Genomic DNA, 15,928 nt, shown 5'->3' on the forward strand with positions numbered 1-15,928 from the left:
ATTACCGACGATAATTCCTATTTTGAGACCGTAAAAGTCGAAAACTAAATTACAGGTTTCTAATTTTATCGACGCCTCAACAGTAACGCGTAGAAATCGGAGAGGAATATTCGATCAGTTGCGCGCGGCTGCGTGTTCGTCCTTCATCCGCTGGAGTTCCGTGCGTTTGGAGGCGATGGAAGCGACAATCACGCCGATTGTGACAAGCCCGATAAGGATCGTGCAGATGGCGTTGATCTCAGGTGTGACGCCAAGACGAACCTGCGAATAAATCTTGATCGGCAGCGTCGTCGCACCCGGACCAGTGGCGAAACTTGCGATCACGAGATCATCGAGCGACAGCGTAAACGCCAGCATCCAGCCGGCGATGACGGCCGGGAAGATCAGCGGCAGGGTAATTTTGAAGAAGGTCTTGACGGGCGGGCAACCGAGATCGAGCGCTGCTTCCTCAAGGCTGCGATCAAAGGTCAACAGGCGCGACTGCACGACGATTGCCACATAACACATGGTGAAGGTGGTGTGGGCGATGACCACCGTCCAGAAGCCGCGATCCACCCCGACGGCCACGAACAGCAGCAGCAGCGACAGACCGGTAATGACCTCCGGCATGACGAGCGGCGCATAGATCATGCCCGAAAACAGCACGCGTCCCGGAAAGCGCGCAAAGCGCGTCAGAGACAGCGCCGCCAGCGTTCCGAGGATGGTGCCGATAGTGGCACTCAAAATACCGACACGAAGCGTCACCCAGGCTGCATCCATCAGCCCCTGGTTCGACCACATGGACTTGTACCATTGCAGCGAAAATCCGCCCCAGACGGTGACCAGCTTAGAGGCATTGAAGGAATAAACGATCAGGATGATGATCGGGATGTAGAGAAAGGCAAAACCGAGGGTCAGGACGGTGATGTCGAATTTTCCGCGTTTCATGGCCTCACCCGACTTTCTTCTGCTGGTTCTGGAAGATGGCGATGGGCACCACCAGCAACAGTAGAAGCAGCACCGCAACGGCGGATGCCAGGGGCCAGTCGCGGTTGCCGAAGAATTCAGTCCAGAGGGTCTTGCCGATCATCAGCGTCTGCGCACCGCCAAGCAGATCGGGAATGACGAATTCGCCGGTTATCGGGATGAAACAGATCATCGACCCGGCCACCACGCCCGGCAGCGACAGCGGGAAGGTAATCTTCCAGAAGGCCTTCCAGGGCGGGCAACCCAGATCGGCCGCCGCTTCCAGAAGCGTATTGTCGAATTTTTCCAGCGCCGAATAAAGCGGCAGCACCATGAACGGCAGATAGGAATAGACGATTCCGATGAAGATCGCCGTCTCGGTGCGGAAGATATTGACCTGCTGGTCCGGCCCCAGAAAACCGAGCCATTGGAACAGCACCGTCAGCAGACCTTCGGGCTTCAGAATACCGATCCAGGCGTAAACGCGGATAAGGAACGAGGTCCAGAACGGCAGGATGACCAGCATCACCAGCGTCGGGCGGATGGATGACGGCGAACGCGCCATGGCAAGAGCCATGGGATAACCGATCAGCAACAGCAGGAAGGTGGAGATGAATGCGATGCGCAGCGACGAGAGATAGGCGTCGATGTAGAGCGGGTCTTCCGTCAGAAACAGGTAGTTTTCGAAATCCAGCTGCGAGAAGAACGCGCCAAGCTTCGAAAACCCTTCGAAGACTGGCGTATAGGGCGGCATGGATATCGCCGTATCCGAAAGCGATATTTTGAAAATGATGAAAAAGGGCGCTGCGAAAAACAGCATCAGCCAGAAATAGGGAACGGCGACGACCAGCCATCGCCAGGGACTTTGCCGGTTTTCAGGAGTGGTGATCGCCATAAAAGCCTCCCTCAGTGCGTTAGCACAAGACCGGAATCCTGTTTCCAGTTCAACCACACCATATCGCCGAAGGTGATCGGGCGATCCACGAGACGCGAGACATTCGCCTGCGCTGCACGGATGACACGGCCATCGGCAAGCTTGACGATGAACACCGAGAAGTCACCGAGATAGCCGATATCCCAGACTTCGCCATAAGCGGAATTGACGGCGCTGTCGGTGGGTTGATCGAGCGAGATGCGGACCTTTTCCGGGCGGATGGCGAAAGCCACCCGGCTTCCGGTGACCGCGGCGCATTCCTGCTCCACGGCAACTGTCAGCCCGTCGCAATCGAGTGTCACCAGTCCCGGCTTGCCGATATCGGACGCGTTAGTGACGACATTGGCGTCGAAAATATTTATGTCGCCGATGAAATCCGCCACGTAACGGCTGTTCGGCGCCTCGTAGATCTCGGCAGGCGTTGCCACCTGCACCACAATGCCCTTGTCCATGACCGCGATCCGGTCCGACACCGTCATTGCCTCTTCCTGGTCATGGGTGACGATCAGGAAGGTGAGGCCGAGATTGGTCTGGATGTCCATCAGCTCGAATTGAGTTTCCTCGCGCAGCTTCTTGTCGAGTGCACCGAGCGGTTCATCCAGCAAAAGCACCTTCGGCCGCTTGGCAAGCGAGCGGGCAAGCGCCACGCGCTGCCGCTGGCCGCCCGAAAGCTGGCTCGGCTTGCGCTTGGCAAACTCGCTGAGCTTGACGAGCCGCAGCATTTCCTCGACCCGCGAGGAAATTTCTGCCTTGGGCAGACCGTCCTGCTCCAGACCGAAGGCAATGTTCTTCTCCACCGACATATGCGGGAAAAGGGCGTAGGACTGAAACATCATATTGGTTGGGCGCTTGTAGGGCGGCACGCCGGAAATATCCTTGCCCTGAAGGAGAATACGCCCGTTGGTCGGTTCCTCGAAACCGGCCAGCATGCGCATCAGCGTGGTCTTGCCGCAGCCGGAAGGACCGAGCAGCGAAAAGAACTCCCGTTCGTAAATATCGAGCGTCAGATTATCGACGGCGACGAAATCGCCAAACCGCTTGGTGACGTTTTCAAAACGGATGAAGGGAACCGCATCGGGATTGTCCCAAGGGCTAAATTTGCGTTTGACCGGCCCCAGAGTTTTCGCCATTCACCCTACCCTCAAATCCCGTTGATTTTGTAGATTTGAGCATCGGATTTCCCGAAAACCGCGTCACACTTTTCGGTCCGATGCCATGAGGCGGGCAGCGCCGGCAGGTTGCGTGACCTGCCGGCAAGGTATCAGAGAAACAGGCCCGCCGGCCGTTTCTCAACCAGCGCGCGGAGCTATCAGCTACCGGTCTTTATCTGCGTCCAGACACGGTTCAAGACGCGCTGTTCCTTCGGTCCGTAGGGTGAGATGGTGAAGAGCTTCTTCATCGTCTCGGCATTGGGGTAGACCGCCGGGTTCTTGGCAACCGACGGATCCATCAGCGCCTGCGAGGCAAGGTTGCCGTTCGCATACTGAACATAGTTGGACGCCTTGGCGATGACTTCCGGGCGCATCAGGTAGTTTATGAAGGTGTGAGCTTCCTCGACATTCTTGGCATCCGCCGGGATGGCAAGGTTGTCGAACCACATATAGGTGCCTTCCTTCGGGATGACGTAGTTCACCTCGACGCCATTCTTGGCTTCTTCGGCACGCTTTTTCGCCTGAAGAATGTCACCCGACCAGCCGATCGTGATGCAGCTGTCGCCATTTGCCAGCTCGTCGATATAGGCGGAAGAGTTGAAGGTCTTCACAAAGGGACGGATCTTCGAATAGACGGCACCGCCCGCTTCCAGATCGGCCGTTTCCTTGCTGTCCGGGTTCTTGCCGAGGTAATTCATCGCGATGGCGAAGGTCTCGTCCGATGCATCGAGAATATTAATGCCACAGGATTTCAGCTTTTCGGCATTTTCCGGCTTGAAGAGAATATCCCAGCTGTCGACCGGAACATCACCGAGAGCCGCCTTCACCTTGGCGACGTTATAGCCGATGCCTGTTGTGCCCCACATGTAGTTCACGGCATACTCGTTACCGGGGTCGTATTTTGCCAGACGCTCGGAGACATCCGGCCACATGTTCTTCAGATTCGGCAACTTGGACTTGTCGAGTTTCTGGAAAACACCGGCATTGATCTGGCGGGCAAGGAAGGGGCCAGTCGGCACCACCACGTCGTAGCCGGAGCTGCCGGCCAGAAGCTTCGTTTCCACGAGTTCGTTGCTGTCGAATACATCGTAAACGACCTTGATGCCGGTTTCCTTGGTGAAATCGGTAAGGATCGATTCGTCGATATAATCCGACCAGTTAAAGACGTGAACGACCTTCTCCTGGGCCATTGCCGAGCCTGCAGCAACGAGCGCCGTCGTGAGAGCCAAAGTGAAACGGAGCGAACGGTTTTTCATGATTTCTCCTGTTAACGCATCCTCGTGACGGAAGCGTGATCCCCTTTTTTAGTGAGACTAGAAAGGAAAACAAAAGGGAGCAAGCGGGAAATGTGCAGCACAGCATTTTCAACCGAATGTGTTCCACCGGAAAAAAAGTGATGCGAAACCTCTACTGGAAGTCGAAAACACTAAGACCGGTCACCATTTCGTCCAGGCCGAGCGGCCTCGTCAGCGGGGCCTCCGCCCGCGACAGACAGCCCTGCCTTTCACACAGCCGGCACGAGGGACCAATGGCAATGGTCGGCCCACCTGCGCCGGCAGCCCCATAAACCGTCTCCCCGGCCTGGGCGAGATCGCAGCCCAGAAGCACGGCCGTTCGCCGCACCCTTTCGCCGAAACCGGCCTGCGGGCCTTCAAGCGTGCGCGACACAGTCAGGAAGGCGTCACCGTCAGGCATCTCCACCGGCTCCACCAGCACCTGCCCCGGCTGGGCAAAAGCTGCGTGGATATTAAGACGCGGACAGAGGCCACCAAACCGTGCCCGCGGGAACCCACCAGCGCCCGCAAGACGGAAATGGTTGCCGGCATTGTCAGTCTCCATCAAAAAGAACGGGATTGCCGCAGCCGTCGGCCGTTGCAGGCTGACGAGCCTGTTGGCGGCCTGCTCGAACGACACATTGAAGCGCGACCGCAGGACATCGAGATCGTATTTCGCGCGCTGGGAGGCACTCAAAAACGCACCATAGGGCATCATCAGGGCGTGGGCGGCATAACGCGCCAGCTCGAAGCGGGCGATGCGCCGCGCCTCCTCCCCCTTCAGGCCAAGCGTCTCCAGCTCCACGCTAATCTCGTCGCGAAGCGCCAGAAGACAGGTTTCCATCGCCATTTCCCTGAGCTGATCCGGCTGCGACAGGCGCTCGGACAAAAACAGCCGCATGGAATGGCGGTCATAACGCCGCCGCAGATTGGGCATGGCATGGACCGGCAGAGTTCTGACCACGATACCGTGGTTTTTCTGAAGCCATGCGCGAAGGCCCGCGGCGAGATCTTCGCCCGCCGACAATTGCTTGTGGAGTTCTTCTGCCGCCGCATCGATGGAATGGACATAGGCCGGCCGGTTTTCAAAGACGTGCCGCACCTCGTCGATCGGCAGTCGGGTGGAGGAAAGCACCGCCTCATGTCCTTCGCGCGCCAGAAGATCCGAGAGGTCGGAAAGGCGCTGCGCCTGTTCCCGATACGCCCTGTACAGCTTGACGACGCCACTTGCCGCATTGGGCGCGGCATCTGCCACCTCGATCAGCTCCTGCGGCGACGGCACCTCGCCCACCAAGAGCGGATCGGCGAAGACCTCGCGCAATTGCCCGGCGGAATTGGCACTCTCGCCTTGCAGGTCGTCCAGATCCACCTTGTAGACTGAAGCGAGCTTCAAGAGCAGCTGCACGGTCAGCGGCCGCTGATTGCGCTCGATGAGATTGAGGTAGGAAGGCGAGATCGCCAGCGCCTCGGCCATGGCCGTCTGCGTCAGCGCCAGACCGTTACGAATACGACGTACGCGCGGGCCAGCAAAAATCTTGTTTTCCGACACAGCCTCAACCTCACATCGAAAGACTCATACAAGCCTGTTACAAAATCGCCGGGCATGAGGCTTTTACAAAATTTACAATTTTACAGCTCCAGCCTGTCACACACACTACAGCATAACCTCTTTCAAGTCACTGTTTTTATGTTTGTTCTGGCGCTCAAACTCATGAAAATGTAAATGTAGTCACATCGAACGGCGCTTCACACAGTTGAAGACAGCACGTTTCTGAAACCGCATTTGTCATGGGAGAGAGAAGTATGACGGATTTTTACAAACTTGTTCCGGGCGCACCGCAGGGACGCTTCGACGGCATTGAGCGCACTTATACCGCCGCCGACGTGGAGCGGCTGCGCGGCTCCGTTGAAATCCGCCATTCGCTCGCCGAGATGGGTGCCAACCGGCTGTGGAAGCTGATCAACGAAGAGAATTTCATCAATGCGCTCGGCGCGCTTTCCGGCAACCAGGCCATGCAGATGGTTCGCGCCGGGCTGAAGGCGATCTATCTTTCCGGCTGGCAGGTTGCGGCAGATGCCAACACGGCCTCCGCCATGTATCCGGACCAATCGCTCTACCCCGCCAATGCGGCGCCAGAGCTTGCAAAGCGCATCAACCGCACCTTGCAACGGGCAGACCAGATCGAGACGGCAGAGGGCAAGGGCCTTTCGGTCGACACGTGGTTCGCGCCTATCGTTGCCGATGCGGAAGCCGGGTTCGGGGGACCACTCAACGCCTTCGAGATCATGAAGGCATTCATCGAGGCCGGTGCAGCCGGTGTTCACTATGAAGACCAGCTGGCATCTGAAAAGAAGTGCGGCCATCTCGGCGGCAAGGTTCTGATCCCCACGGCGGCGCATATTCGCAACCTGACGGCGGCGCGACTTGCAGCCGACGTCATGGGCGTGCCGACGCTGGTCATCGCCCGCACCGATGCGGAGGCAGCCAAGCTTTTGACCTCTGATATTGACGAGCGCGACCAGCCCTTCGTTGATTACGATGCCGGCCGCACCGTCGAGGGCTTCTATCAGGTGAAGAACGGTCTTGAACCCTGCATCGCCCGTGCGGTGGCCTATGCGCCCTATTGCGATCTGATCTGGTGCGAGACCTCCAAGCCGGATCTCGAGCAGGCGCGCAGGTTTGCCGAGGGCGTGCACAAGGTGCATCCCGGCAAGAAGCTCGCTTACAATTGCTCGCCGTCGTTCAACTGGAAAAAGCACCTCGACGACGCGACGATTGCCAAGTTCCAGCGCGAACTCGGGGCAATGGGCTACAAGTTCCAGTTCATCACGCTGGCCGGCTTCCACCAGCTGAATTACGGCATGTTCGAACTGGCGCGCGGCTACAAGGAGCGGCAGATGGCGGCCTATTCCGAGCTTCAGGAAGCGGAATTCGCGGCCGAGGTTAACGGCTACACCGCCACCAAACACCAGCGCGAAGTCGGCACCGGCTACTTCGACGCCGTGTCGCTGGCAATCTCGGGCGGCACGTCTTCGACCACCGCCATGAAGGAATCCACCGAGCACGACCAGTTCCGCCCGGCGGCGGAATAAACTGGAAAACTGCCCTTCCCTTGAACGGGAAGGGCTTGCAAATCGCATCAAGAACCCCAACCAATAAAGAGAGGAGAAATGCCATGAATGCCCATAACCCCATCAAGACCCACGTCAAGGAACGCGCCGAGGAGCAGTCCTCCGCCATGACGCAGGATCAACAGGTCGCCATCCGCATGCTGGCCAACGATCTGCACCGCCTCAACCAGGCCGTCATGAAGGCAGTTGAGGCCGGTGTTTCCGTTGAACTCGTCCGCTCAGCCCGCCATCACGGCGGGGGCGGCAACTGGGGCGATCTTCTGATCCCGGTCATCGTCGCGCAGGGAAGTGCTGCCGCGTGACACCTCTCATGCCGGACGGCTTTTTCGTCCGGCGTACAAATCGGAATGTCGCTTGATGAGACGCGTCATCCGATCCGCCACCGTCCTGATATCACGGCGGTGGCGATCGTCATTGTTCATGACAATCCATTGACTGTGGCGAAGCAGTTCGATTTCGCCGCCTTCCCGAGCAAGCCGCGCATCCGCGTCGCCTACAAAACAGGGAAGCACGGCGACCCCTGCCCCTGATAATACCAGATCAAGCAGCGCCGTTGGCCTGCTAACCGTCACCACGATCTCATTACCATGGTTTTCATGCGGCCAGCGCAGGTAGGCGGAAATGGCGTTTTCTTCCGCCACCGCCAACCACCGGTCGGCAACAGAAGCGGCGGCGTTGCGCAGCCTGTAGGGCGCATAGGCCACCTCCCCCGTCTTGATGGCAGCGAGGTTGCGTTCCTCGGGCTCGAAAGCGCGAATGCCGATGTCGTTTTCACGGTGCGCCAAAGACGCCCTCTGTTCGGCAATGAAAAGGTCGATGCGGAAATCATCGCGATCCGTGCAGATGGCGGAAAAGTTCCCGGTCAGCAGCCAGGCATTCCAGGTACCGACGGCGATACGTACGACGGAAGAGGCTGATGACGCCTTCTGCCAGCCCTCTATATCCTTGGCTGCATTTTCCATGGCCTGAAGACGGTCGAACAAGGCGCGGCCATCCGCGGTCAGGGCATATCCCGTCTGGCTGCGCTGGAACAGCGCCTTGCCAATGCGCTCCTCCAATTCGATCATGCGTCGCCCGATAGTCGCAGGGCTCAAACCCGTCAGCGCCGCAGCACCCGTAAGGCCGCCGCTGCGTGACACATCGAGGAAAAGTTGGTATGAATCCCAAGTGACGTTTTTCATTTATGAAAAACGTAGCGCATTTTCTTGCGCAGATAAAACAAAAAACGGCGTGCATCATGGCCCTCCGCAACATGGAGAGTGACATGCACGTATTTTATTCAGCATTGGCCATCATCGAAAACCAGACGCCGCGCACGCGGCGGGAAGCCATCCGGCAGGAAGAGAAATTCTATGCCGATATGGCCGAGGCATCCTGGCCGTGGCGGCTGTTTACCGCGATTGCTGCAAGGGCGAAAGCGAAGAGCCTGACCTTAGTAAAAAAGGGCGATCAGGGCAGCCACGGCACCGGCTGCGATTGCAGTCAGGCGAAAGGCCAACTGCCTGCTCTCGCTTTCGGCGCGGGCGATGGCAATGGCGCGAGGGCGGCGATGTGCGGATCTGTTCATGCGCGGGCTCCTGACGAAAAACTCAACCGACCCATGCCCTGTTAAGAGCCTCCAGCATGACATCATGTACAGCGGAACCACAACGCGATCCGGCTTTGCTGGCATTCTGTCAGGATGACTCCGTGCCTATTAACAAGGTGTTAATACGAGCGGTTTCAGGCGAATTCACCTGCTGCCTGACCGGAGGCCCAGGCCCACTGGAAATTATAACCGCCCAGCCAGCCGGTCACGTCAACACATTCGCCGATGAAATAGAGGCCGGCCACGGTTTTCGCTGCCATGCTGCGGGAATCGAGGCCGGTCGTATCCACGCCGCCAAGCGTGACTTCCGCCGTGCGATACCCCTCGGAACCGGCGGGTTTGATCTGCCAGTCCTGCACCTCATTCGCCAAGGTCGCCAGAGCCTTGTCTGACATATCGGCAAGGTTGCCGGTCAGCCCCGATTTTTCGACGACATGTTGCGCCAGCCGTTTCGGCAGGATTTCCGCAAGAGCGGTCTGGGCCGACTGGCGGCCGTTCTTCTGTTTCGCTTCCTTTAGCAAGGCGACGATATCGCGCGCAGGCTCCAGTTTCAGGCGGATCGTATCGCCCTCCCGCCAATAGGAGGAGATTTGCAGGATTGAGGGGCCGCTTAGGCCCCGATGGGTAAACAGCAGTGCTTCGTTGAAAGCCGTTTTGCCATGGGAAATTTCGGCTGGCACGGCAACACCGGCAAGGGGGCTCAGTCTTTCCAGTGCCGCAGGATCAAGCGTCAGCGGCACGAGGCCGGGGCGCGTCTCGATGAGCGACAGGCCGAATTGCTCGGCGATCTGGTAGGCAAAACCCGTCGCACCCATTTTCGGGATCGACTTGCCGCCCGTTGCGACCACAAGGCTTTCCGCCTCGATGACGCCGCCGGAGGTCGTCACGCGAAACCGGCCGCCATCATGTGCGACATCAGAAACAGCGGTTTCGAGCCTCAATTTCACCTTTGCAGCCTGCATTTCGCCAAGCAGCATGCGGGTGATGTCCTTGGCGCTATCGTCGCAAAACAGCTGCCCAAGCGTCTTTTCATGCCAGGCGATACGATGTTTTTCGACCAGAGCGATGAAATCGCGCGGCGTGTAACGGGCAAGTGCGGATTTGGCGAAATGCGGGTTGGCGGAGAGATAATTCTTCGGCCCGGCGTGGATGTTGGTGAAATTGCAGCGGCCGCCGCCGGAGATGCGGATTTTCTCGCCCGGCGCCTTGGCATGGTCGAGGATGATGACGGAGCGGCCGCGCTGGCCGGCGCGGATGGCGCACATCATGCCGGCAGCCCCCGCCCCCAAAATCAGCACGTCACATTTGTCTGCCATAGTTGTTTTCCGTTTGCTTCTCCCTTTCCTCTTTTCGAAGTGTCGCCCGTTGTCAATGGCGCTTTCCCCCTCGCCAATTGCCAAACTCCGGTTATGATGGCGCCAGTCGAAACACAGACCCGGTGATACATGCCCCCGAAGAAAACCATGCTCCGCCCGAAGAAACAGGCAACCATGGCAAAGAAACCTCCCCTCGACCTTTCCTCTACCCGTGGCGTTTCCTCCTGGCGCGAAGCTTCGCAATGGTTGAGGGCGCGCGGTATCGAGGATATTGAATGCATAACACCCGATCTTGCCGGGGTTGCGCGTGGCAAGATGATGCCGACGGCGAAATTTACGGGCGACACCTCGCTTGCCCTGCCCTCCGCCCTCTATCGCCACACGATCTCGGGCGAATATCCGGATGAGACGGCAAACTTCCGCTATGAGCCGCGCGACAGCGACCTGAAGCTTGTGCCTGATCTTTCCACGCTGTCCGTGGTGCCATGGGAAAGCGACCCGACCGCGCAGGTGATCTGCGATGTCGTGGATGCCGAGGGTAATTTCGTTCCCTATACGCCGCGCAACGTGCTGAAAAACGTGCTTTCGCTTTACACAGAGAAAGGCTGGAAGCCGGTCGTCGCGCCGGAAATCGAATTCTACCTGGTCGCCATGAATGACGACCCTGACTATCCTCTGCATCCGCCGAAAGGCCGTTCCGGACGCTCCATTGTCGGTGGGCAGAGCTATTCCATCGCCGGCATCAACGAGTTCGACGAACTGATCGACGATATCTATCACTTCTCCGAAAAACAGGGCCTCGAGATCGATACCCTGATCCATGAGGAAGGCCCGGCCCAGCTGGAAATCAACCTGCGCCATGGCGATCCGATCGAACTTGCCGACCAGGTGTTCCTGTTCAAGCGCACGATCCGTGAAGCAGCATTGAAGCATGGCATCTACGCCACCTTCATGGCCAAGCCCATGCAGGGTCAGCCGGGTTCGGCCATGCATATCCATCAGTCGGTGGTGGAGATCGACAGCGGCCGCAATATCTTCTCCAACAAGGACGGCGGCCCGTCCAAGGAGTTCTTCGCCTTCGTCGGCGGCATGCAGCGTTATGTTCCGAACGCGCTGGTGATGCTTGCTCCTTACGTGAATTCCTATCGCCGCCTGACGCCTGACATGGCTTGCCCGGTCAACAATGCCTGGGGTTACGACAACCGCACGACGGCTTTCCGCGTGCCGATTTCCAGCCCGCAGGCAAGGCGTGTCGAAAACCGCCTGCCGAGTTCGGATGCCAATCCCTATCTCGCGCTTGCCGCTTCGCTTGCCTGCGGCTGGCTCGGCATCGTCAACAATATCGAGCCGACCGAACCGACCGCCGATACGGCCAATGAAGGCTCCATCGACCTGCCGCGCGGGCTGCTGGAAGCCGTGGCGCTGCTGGAAGGCGAAGAACAGTTCGAGCGGGTGTTCGGCCACGAATTCGTCGGCCTTTATGCGGGCCTGAAGCGCGGGGAATTCGAGACATTCATGCAGGTCATCAGCCCATGGGAGCGGGAATTCCTGCTTCTCAACGTGTGAGGTCTGAAGCATGACGTGGCAAAGCCCGATAGCGCCGGGGATTTCCTGGTATCAGGCAAGCGCCCAGGAGCGGCCGCAATATCCGGCGCTCGACGGGTCGAAAGCAGTGGACGTCGCGGTCGTCGGCGGTGGCTATACCGGGCTTCAGGCCGCCTTTAATCTTGCCGCCAACGGTGTCTCCGTCGCCTTGATCGAGGCGCATCGTTTCGGCGACGGCGCGTCCGGCCGCAACGGCGGGCAATTTGGCACCGGGCAGCGCTCGTTTCCCGACGAGATGGAAGACGAGATCGGCTTCGAGCAGTCCAAGGTACTGTTCGATATCGCCGAGGATGCCAAGCACTACGTCCTCAACTTCGCCCGCGATCACGGCATCGACATGGAGTATCTGCCGGGGCAGCTCTATGTGGCGCACAAGGCTGCTTACGAAGACGATTACCGCAAAAGCGTCGATGCGATGAACAATCGCTACGGCTATCCGCATATTTCCTACATGGAGCGGGCGGACGCACGCAGACGTGTCGGCTCCAGCCATTATTTCGGCGGCACGCGCGATACCGGCACCGGCCATATCCATCCGCTGAAGCTGCTGGTCGGGCTTGCGAAAGCTGCAAAAGAGGCGGGCGCCGGCATCCATGAAATGACGCCCGCCAAATCCATACGCCAGGCGGGCGGCAAGACCATCATCGAAACGCCCTCCGGCACGCTGACCGCAACGCGGGTGCTGATTGCGACCAATGCCTATATCGGCAATCTGGAACCGGTAACGGCGGCCCATATCATGCCCATCCGCTCCTTCATCGGCGCGACCGCACCGCTTGACGCTTATCCTGACATTATTCCCGGCAAGGAAGCCGTGGCCGATTCCCGTTTCGTGGTGCGCTATTTCCGCAGGACGGTCGACAACCGGCTGCTGTTCGGCGGGCGCGAGGCCTATACGGCCGATACGCCGCGCGACATTTCCAGCCATATTCGCCGGCAGATCGCGGAAATCTATCCCGAACTCGGAAATGTCGAGATCACCCATTCCTGGGGCGGCTCCGTCGGCATCACCCTGCCAAGGCGGGTGTTCGTGCGGGAAGTCATGCCAGGGGTCACCTCCATCGGCGGTTATTCCGGACACGGGGTTATGCTGTCGAACTATTGCGGCAAGCTCTATGCCGATCTCGTTCTCGGCAGACAGGATATGCTGGCGCCATTCGCGCGGTTGAAGGTTCCTTCGTTCCCCGGCGGCGCATCGCTGCGGGCACCGCTGCTTTTCCTGGCGCTCTCATGGTACGCATTGCGAGACAGGTTTTAGGAAATCCGCCCACCTCTGGAGATCTGATGGAAAGACCTAGCGACAGGCTTGTAACGATTGCGACCGGTTACGGGATGGCGGAAACCGCCGTGACGTGTTCGTTTCTGCGCGCCTATGGCATCCACACCACCCTGCCCTCGGCCCATATCGTTTCCGTGAACTGGCATTTGACGGTCGCTTTCGGAGGCATGGAAATCCGGGTGCCGGAGTGGCAGCGGCATGAGGCAAGACTGCTGCTGGACAGTATAGATGCCTCGCACAAGGTCGATGAGCCATCACTGCGATCATGGATGGGGAAAATCGTAGCAATCGTCGTTTTTTTCTTTTTTTCCGTTCCGCCGCCGGCCAAAGGCTTGTTCAAGAACCCTGCTTTCTAGCCGGCATCACTCAATGACAATCGGTACGGGTTTTCGACCCGTGAAACCAAAATTCATAATTTCACATAACTGAGACTGGCATTTTTAAATCGATTAGATTATGGATGCCCCAACCCTTGAAGATCGAGAGTATCGATATGAGCAGTCAGATCATTCCTGTTGAAGCTTTTGATTGTGTCGTTTTCGGCGGCACAGGCGATTTGGCAGAGCGCAAGCTTTTGCCGGCCCTTTATCACCGTCAGGTCGAAGGCCAGTTCACGGAGCCGACCCGCATCATCGGCGCGTCGCGTTCGGTCATGAGCCATGAGGAATATCGCAAATTCGCGCAGGACGCGCTGAAGGAGCATCTGAAGGCGGGCGAATATGATGATGCGCAGGTTGCGCTGTTCCTCAACCGGCTTTTCTACGTTCCCGTCGACGCAAAATCCGGCAACGGATGGGACGTGTTGAAGAAGCTGCTCGATGAGGGCAAGGAGCGCATACGCGCCTTCTATCTCGCTGTAGCGCCCGGCATTTTCGGCGATATCGCCGACAAGATCCGCGAACACAAGCTTATCACCCGCTCGACCCGCATCGTCGTCGAAAAGCCGATCGGCCGCGACCTTGCCTCGGCGCAGGAACTCAACGACACCATCGGCCACGTCTTCAAAGAAGAACAGATCTTCCGCATCGACCACTATCTCGGCAAGGAGACGGTGCAGAACCTGATGGCACTGCGTTTTGCCAACGCGCTTTACGAGCCGCTTTGGAATTCCGCCCATATAGACCACGTGCAGATCACGGTCGCAGAAGCTGTCGGCCTTGAGGGTCGCGCCGGATATTACGATACGGCCGGTGCGTTGCGCGACATGGTGCAGAACCACATTTTGCAATTGCTTTGCCTCGTTGCCATGGAGCCGCCCGCTTCCATGAACGCGGAAGCCGTGCGTGACGAAAAGCTCAAGGTTCTGCGCTCGCTGAAGCCGATCAACACCACCAATGTCGAAAAGCTGACGGTTCGCGGCCAGTACCGCGCCGGCGCTTCCGCAGGCGGCCCGGTGAAAGGTTATCTGGAGGAGCTGGAGGGCGGCGTTTCCAACACGGAAACCTTCGTCGCCATCAAGGCCGAAATCGCCAACTGGCGCTGGGCCGGCGTTCCTTTCTACATTCGCACGGGAAAACGCCTTGCGACCCGCGTTTCGGAAATCGTCGTCACGTTCAAGCAGATCCCGCATTCGATCTTCGACGATGCGGCCGGCAAGATCGAAGCCAACAAGCTGGTCATTCGCCTCCAACCGGACGAAGGCGTCAAGCAGTCGCTGCTCATCAAGGATCCCGGCCCGGGCGGCATGCGTCTGCGTCAGGTTTCGCTGGACATGAGCTTTGCCGAAGCCTTCAATGTGCGCAGCCCCGATGCCTATGAGCGGCTTTTGATGGATACCATCCGCTCCAACCAGACACTGTTCATGCGCCGCGACGAAGTGGAAGCGGCCTGGGACTGGGTCGATCCGATCCTCAAGAGCTGGGAAGAGCTGGGACAGGGCGTACAGGGTTATACTGCCGGAACCTGGGGTCCGAGCGGCTCGATCGCACTGATCGAGCGCGACGGCCGCACCTGGCACGACGCTGACTGAGGGCGCGGGTATGAGCGAAACAATCCATGTCTTCGACACAGCCGCTGAACTGGCGAAAACCCTGGCGGCGGATGTTGCCGCGCGTCTCGACGCGGCAACGAAAGAATACGGAACGGCAAGCATTGCCGTTTCGGGCGGTTCAACGCCCAAGCTGTTCTTCCAGGCGCTTTCCCATCATGATCTCGACTGGAGCAACATCAGCGTGACGCTGGTGGACGAACGGTTCGTGCCGCCAGAAAGCGAGCGCTCGAACCACCGGCTGGTCAGCGAGAACCTGTTGCAGAACAAGGCGAAGGCGGCCTATTTCGTGCCGCTGTTCCAGCCCGCGGCCTCGCCTGAGGATGCAGCGACGCTTGCGACCGTCAAGACCGAGGCGATCTGCGATCCTTTCGATGTCGTCGTGCTGGGCATGGGAACGGATGGGCATACGGCATCGTTCTTTCCCGGTGGCGACAATCTCTACGAAGCGCTCGACCTTGACGAACCGCGCGGCGTTTTGACCATGGCGGCGGAAACCGCGGGGGAAGAACGGTTGACGTTCAACTTCTCCAGCCTTCACGATGCAGGTTTTCTGGTGCTCCACATCGAAGGTGCAGCAAAAAAGGCGACGCTTGAAAAAGCACAGTCGGGCGAGGATGAGGACGAAATGCCGATCCGCGCCGTGCTGAACCGGGCAGAAACCGCCCTGGATATTTACTGGGCGCCATAACTGGATGCGGTTGCCGCGCAAGCGGC

General features: G+C 58.7%; 15 protein-coding genes. 8 read left to right on the top strand and 7 right to left on the bottom strand.

Annotated elements, in window-relative coordinates; translation table 11 throughout:
* Positions 1–114: 114 nt before the first annotated feature.
* From AC5SEO_RS07175 to AC5SEO_RS07195, 5 genes are all read right to left on the bottom strand, one after another.
* A complete protein-coding gene (locus tag AC5SEO_RS07175) occupies positions 115–927 on the bottom strand; it encodes an ABC transporter permease (RefSeq protein ID WP_003515157.1) in 813 nt (270 codons plus the stop codon).
* Between the two features lie 4 nt (positions 928–931).
* Positions 932–1,840, bottom strand: a complete 909-nt coding sequence (locus AC5SEO_RS07180) for an ABC transporter permease subunit (protein WP_003515156.1) — start codon at positions 1,838–1,840, stop codon at positions 932–934.
* An 11-nt stretch (positions 1,841–1,851) separates the two neighbouring features.
* The gene (locus tag AC5SEO_RS07185) at positions 1,852–3,009 is read right to left on the bottom strand and encodes an ABC transporter ATP-binding protein (protein WP_013635505.1); all 1,158 of its coding nucleotides are present in this window, start codon (positions 3,007–3,009) and stop codon (positions 1,852–1,854) included.
* Positions 3,010–3,188: 179 nt separating this feature from the next.
* Entirely contained in the window at positions 3,189–4,286 is a 1,098-nt protein-coding gene (locus tag AC5SEO_RS07190) for a polyamine ABC transporter substrate-binding protein (RefSeq protein ID WP_003515154.1), read from the bottom strand.
* 151 nt (positions 4,287–4,437) lie between these two features.
* The gene (locus AC5SEO_RS07195; RefSeq protein WP_113291980.1) at positions 4,438–5,853 is read right to left on the bottom strand and encodes a short-chain fatty acyl-CoA regulator family protein; all 1,416 of its coding nucleotides are present in this window, start codon (positions 5,851–5,853) and stop codon (positions 4,438–4,440) included.
* A 254-nt stretch (positions 5,854–6,107) separates the two neighbouring features.
* Between AC5SEO_RS07195 and aceA the strand changes: the two genes are divergently transcribed.
* Positions 6,108–7,397, top strand: coding sequence for an isocitrate lyase (gene aceA / locus AC5SEO_RS07200; protein WP_013635503.1), 1,290 nt, complete (start codon positions 6,108–6,110; stop codon positions 7,395–7,397).
* An 83-nt stretch (positions 7,398–7,480) separates the two neighbouring features.
* Positions 7,481–7,738 (top strand): SMc00767 family acetate metabolism repressor, encoded by a 258-nt coding sequence (locus AC5SEO_RS07205; protein WP_003515151.1) that lies wholly within the window; start codon positions 7,481–7,483, stop codon positions 7,736–7,738.
* A 6-nt stretch (positions 7,739–7,744) separates the two neighbouring features.
* Here AC5SEO_RS07205 and AC5SEO_RS07210 read toward each other — a convergent pair whose 3' ends face one another.
* Positions 7,745–8,617, bottom strand: coding sequence for a LysR family transcriptional regulator (locus tag AC5SEO_RS07210; RefSeq protein ID WP_174068002.1), 873 nt, complete (start codon positions 8,615–8,617; stop codon positions 7,745–7,747).
* A gap of 83 nt (positions 8,618–8,700) precedes the next feature.
* Between AC5SEO_RS07210 and AC5SEO_RS07215 the strand changes: the two genes are divergently transcribed.
* Entirely contained in the window at positions 8,701–9,048 is a 348-nt protein-coding gene (locus AC5SEO_RS07215) for a hypothetical protein (RefSeq protein ID WP_038492686.1), read from the top strand.
* A gap of 110 nt (positions 9,049–9,158) precedes the next feature.
* Here AC5SEO_RS07215 and AC5SEO_RS07220 read toward each other — a convergent pair whose 3' ends face one another.
* On the bottom strand, positions 9,159–10,340 hold the full coding sequence (locus tag AC5SEO_RS07220) for a BaiN/RdsA family NAD(P)/FAD-dependent oxidoreductase (protein ID WP_174068001.1): 1,182 nt from the start codon (positions 10,338–10,340) through the stop codon (positions 9,159–9,161).
* Positions 10,341–10,469: 129 nt separating this feature from the next.
* Between AC5SEO_RS07220 and AC5SEO_RS07225 the strand changes: the two genes are divergently transcribed.
* From AC5SEO_RS07225 to pgl, 5 genes are all read left to right on the top strand, one after another.
* Positions 10,470–11,906: a glutamine synthetase family protein gene (locus tag AC5SEO_RS07225; RefSeq protein WP_013635499.1), complete on the top strand. Its 1,437-nt coding sequence runs from the start codon at positions 10,470–10,472 to the stop codon at positions 11,904–11,906.
* 10 nt (positions 11,907–11,916) lie between these two features.
* Entirely contained in the window at positions 11,917–13,203 is a 1,287-nt protein-coding gene (locus tag AC5SEO_RS07230) for an NAD(P)/FAD-dependent oxidoreductase (protein WP_174068000.1), read from the top strand.
* Positions 13,204–13,229: 26 nt separating this feature from the next.
* Positions 13,230–13,580: a hypothetical protein gene (locus AC5SEO_RS07235; RefSeq protein ID WP_174067999.1), complete on the top strand. Its 351-nt coding sequence runs from the start codon at positions 13,230–13,232 to the stop codon at positions 13,578–13,580.
* 137 nt (positions 13,581–13,717) lie between these two features.
* Positions 13,718–15,193 (top strand): glucose-6-phosphate dehydrogenase, encoded by a 1,476-nt coding sequence (zwf, locus tag AC5SEO_RS07240; protein WP_038489859.1) that lies wholly within the window; start codon positions 13,718–13,720, stop codon positions 15,191–15,193.
* Between the two features lie 10 nt (positions 15,194–15,203).
* Positions 15,204–15,902 (top strand): 6-phosphogluconolactonase, encoded by a 699-nt coding sequence (gene pgl, locus AC5SEO_RS07245; RefSeq protein ID WP_174067998.1) that lies wholly within the window; start codon positions 15,204–15,206, stop codon positions 15,900–15,902.
* Positions 15,903–15,928: the final 26 nt, after the last annotated feature.

Source organism: Agrobacterium sp. K11 (assembly GCF_059429395.1).

Coding starts and splice junctions, on each gene's coding strand:
- AC5SEO_RS07175 (WP_003515157.1), bottom strand. CDS start 927: ATGAAACGCGGAAAATTCGACATCACCGTCCTGACCCTCGGTTTTGCC.
- AC5SEO_RS07180 (WP_003515156.1), bottom strand. CDS start 1,840: ATGGCGATCACCACTCCTGAAAACCGGCAAAGTCCCTGGCGATGGCTG.
- AC5SEO_RS07185 (WP_013635505.1), bottom strand. CDS start 3,009: ATGGCGAAAACTCTGGGGCCGGTCAAACGCAAATTTAGCCCTTGGGAC.
- AC5SEO_RS07190 (WP_003515154.1), bottom strand. CDS start 4,286: ATGAAAAACCGTTCGCTCCGTTTCACTTTGGCTCTCACGACGGCGCTC.
- aceA (WP_013635503.1), top strand. CDS start 6,108: ATGACGGATTTTTACAAACTTGTTCCGGGCGCACCGCAGGGACGCTTC.
- AC5SEO_RS07205 (WP_003515151.1), top strand. CDS start 7,481: ATGAATGCCCATAACCCCATCAAGACCCACGTCAAGGAACGCGCCGAG.
- AC5SEO_RS07210 (WP_174068002.1), bottom strand. CDS start 8,617: ATGAAAAACGTCACTTGGGATTCATACCAACTTTTCCTCGATGTGTCA.
- AC5SEO_RS07215 (WP_038492686.1), top strand. CDS start 8,701: ATGCACGTATTTTATTCAGCATTGGCCATCATCGAAAACCAGACGCCG.
- AC5SEO_RS07220 (WP_174068001.1), bottom strand. CDS start 10,340: ATGGCAGACAAATGTGACGTGCTGATTTTGGGGGCGGGGGCTGCCGGC.
- AC5SEO_RS07225 (WP_013635499.1), top strand. CDS start 10,470: ATGCCCCCGAAGAAAACCATGCTCCGCCCGAAGAAACAGGCAACCATG.
- AC5SEO_RS07230 (WP_174068000.1), top strand. CDS start 11,917: ATGACGTGGCAAAGCCCGATAGCGCCGGGGATTTCCTGGTATCAGGCA.
- AC5SEO_RS07235 (WP_174067999.1), top strand. CDS start 13,230: ATGGAAAGACCTAGCGACAGGCTTGTAACGATTGCGACCGGTTACGGG.
- zwf (WP_038489859.1), top strand. CDS start 13,718: ATGAGCAGTCAGATCATTCCTGTTGAAGCTTTTGATTGTGTCGTTTTC.
- pgl (WP_174067998.1), top strand. CDS start 15,204: ATGAGCGAAACAATCCATGTCTTCGACACAGCCGCTGAACTGGCGAAA.